Genomic DNA, 2,724 nt, shown 5'->3' with positions numbered 1-2,724 from the left:
ACTGCAAGCGGAGCGACGCATCGATGAGCGTGTCGCCGAGCTCTTGGAACTCGTGGGTCTCAGCGATCAGCGAGCGACGGAGGCGCGCTATCTGCCGTTCGCAAAGATGCGTCGCCTTGAGCTTGCGCGTGCTCTGGCGGCGGAGCCGAAGATGCTTCTGCTCGACGAACCCGCTGCAGGTCTGCGCGCAGGCGAGATCGACGAGCTCAACGGGGTGTTGCGCATGCTCAAGGACAGGCTCGGCATGACCATTCTGCTGGTCGACCATGTGATGCCAGTCGTGATGGGGGTTTCGGACCGCATCACAGTTGTGAACTTTGGGCAGAAGATTGCGGAAGGCGCCCCGCTCGAAATCCGCCAGGACCCTGCCGTGATTGCTGCCTATCTGGGACACTGACTATGCTCGAAATTTCCAATCTGAATGCTGGATATGGCACGGTCCAGGTCCTGAACGATGTATCGATCAAAGTGCCGGATCGCTCGGTTGTGACGTTGCTCGGTGCCAATGGCGCCGGAAAGTCGACGACGCTCAATACGATCGCCGGACTGATCAAGGCTTGGTCCGGTACGATTGCATATCGGGGTGATGAATGCGCTGGCGTTCCAGCGCATTCATTGGTGCGTCGCGGCGTTGCACTGGTCGCCGAGCAGCGTGAGCTTTTTCTTAATATGAGCGTCATGGAAAATCTGATGCTCGGCGCATTTACGCGCGACGACAAAGCCGAGATCCGAGAAAGTCTCGAACAGGTTTTCGAGATGTTTCCGAGGTTGGCCGAGCGTCGAAGCCAGAATACGCGCACTTTGTCGGGCGGCGAACAGCAGATGTTGGCCATTGGCAGGGCGCTGATGTCGCGTCCGTCGTTGCTGCTGCTGGACGAGCCATCGCTTGGTATTGCACCCATTCTGGTCCAAGAGATCTTCGCGCAGGTTCGAAAAATCAACGAACGAGGCGTTGCCGTCTTGGTCGTTGAGCAAAATGCGGCTATCGCGATGGATGTCGCGAGCTATGGCTATGTCATGGAGAATGGGCGCATCTCCATCGAAGGTCCGATCGAGACATTGAGGGCTGATCCACGGATTCAGGAGGCCTATCTCGGCGATGGCGGACATTAGCCGGATCGGCTGGCCGCGCGGTTGAAATCGAGGCCTCGTTTCGGCGAGGCGTTTGCAGAGAGTGGGTATGGCGATGCTGGATGGTAAAGTGGCGATCGTTACTGGTGGAGCCCAGGGCCTGGGTGCCGCATTTGCAGCGGCGCTTGCTGCCAATGCTGCCAAAGTCGTCATCGCCGATCTGCATCCAGCGGAGCCTGTCGCGGCTGCGATTTCTGCCGCCGGCGGTAGTTGCGTCGCCATGAGCATGGATGTTTGCGATCCAGCATCGGTATCCACCGTCGTGTCCCGGACGGTGGCGCTCCACGGGCGGATCGATATCCTGATCAATAATGCCGGCCTCTTCACCAATCTGCCGATCCAGCCTTTCAGCGACATCTCAAACGATGCGTGGGATCAGGTGATGGCGGTGAACGTCCGCGGTACCTTCGAATGTGTGAAGGCAGTGACTCCGCACATGAAGGCGGTCGGCGGCGGCAAGATCGTCAACATCGCGTCTGGCACGGCGATCAAGGGAACACCCGGTCTTCTTCACTATGTTGCCTCAAAAGGCGCCGTGATTGCGATGACGCGAGCCTTGGCGCGCGAACTCGGTGCAGACGGAATTTGCGTCAACAATCTCTCGCCTGGCCTCACCATGAACGACAATGTCCGGCAGAACAGCGCGTGGACACCCGATGTCATCGAGCGAAACATCAAGAGCCGTGCCTTGTCGCGCGACGCGGGTCCCGACGACTTGATCGGCGCATTGTTGTTCCTGGTGTCTTCCGCAAGCGATTTCGTGACGGGGCAGACGCTTTCCGTCGATGGCGGCTCCGTCATGAACTGAGTGGCGGGCCGCGTGGTGAAACGGAGTAGGGGACGCCCGCTCCCGTATCGGCGGCTCGGTGTGATGCTTTAAAGCGCGACGCCATGCCTGGCGCCGGTGATAGGCGTTACGGGCTCAGATCCTGTGAGGGATATATCTCCGCGAGGTGGTGGCGATGGATTTCAAGCAGATTAACTATTTCATGTGGGTCTTTGAGGAAGGAAGCTTCAGCAAAGCGGCTGCTAGAGCGAATGTCGTGCAGAGCGCGCTCAGCATGCAGATACGCCGGATCGAAGACGAATTTGGCGTGCTTCTGTTCAATCGATTGGCCCGCGGCGTTGAGCCGACCGAAGCTGGCCGCAAGTTCTATGAGCGCTGTATTCCGATCGCGCGCAATTTTGCTCAGGCGCAGGAGGAGCTGTCAGGCGCGAGCGAGCTCGCCTCCATCTCAGGTTCTGTGCGGGTCGGTCTGCCGGGATCGTTCAATCGCGGTGTGCTGCGCAATGTGCTGCTGCCTTTTATGGAGCGCTATCCGGATGTCCGCCTGACCATTTCGGAAGCGTATACCGGTACGCTTGTCGATTGGGTTCGAGAAGGGCAGGTCGATTTTGCACTTGGCGTGCGTCCATCCGAGGAGGGGGGGCTGATCCAGAAGCTTCTGTACCGCGACCGCGTCGTGCTGATGTCGGGCATGCCGTTGAACGGACCGCCGTTCCAGCCCTGCGATCTCGGCAAGATGGACAATATCAAGCTCGTCCTGCCCGCGAAAAACCAGAGTTTCGGGTCGCTGGTGCAATCGTATATTG

The 2,724-nt window shown here is 59.0% G+C and carries 4 protein-coding genes; all 4 read left to right on the top strand.

The features are described from left to right. Window positions 1–397 (top strand): ATP-binding cassette domain-containing protein (locus ACIQ17_RS32755; protein ID WP_398473738.1); only part of this gene is annotated, 397 nt, incomplete at its 5' end. A 2-nt stretch (window positions 398–399) separates the two neighbouring features. Next, window positions 400–1,113: an ABC transporter ATP-binding protein gene (locus tag ACIQ17_RS32750; protein WP_398473737.1), complete on the top strand. Its 714-nt coding sequence runs from the start codon at window positions 400–402 to the stop codon at window positions 1,111–1,113. A gap of 88 nt (window positions 1,114–1,201) precedes the next feature. Next, window positions 1,202–1,939, top strand: a complete 738-nt coding sequence (locus ACIQ17_RS32745) for an SDR family NAD(P)-dependent oxidoreductase (RefSeq protein WP_398473736.1) — start codon at window positions 1,202–1,204, stop codon at window positions 1,937–1,939. 154 nt (window positions 1,940–2,093) lie between these two features. Continuing rightward, window positions 2,094–2,724 (top strand): LysR family transcriptional regulator (locus ACIQ17_RS32740; protein WP_398473735.1); only part of this gene is annotated, 631 nt, incomplete at its 3' end.

It is taken from the genome of Tardiphaga sp., from assembly GCF_044340795.1.
Classification (GTDB): domain Bacteria; phylum Pseudomonadota; class Alphaproteobacteria; order Rhizobiales; family Xanthobacteraceae; genus Tardiphaga.
Note: the sequence above shows the minus strand (reverse complement) of the source record. Positions and strands in the feature narration are given on the sequence as shown.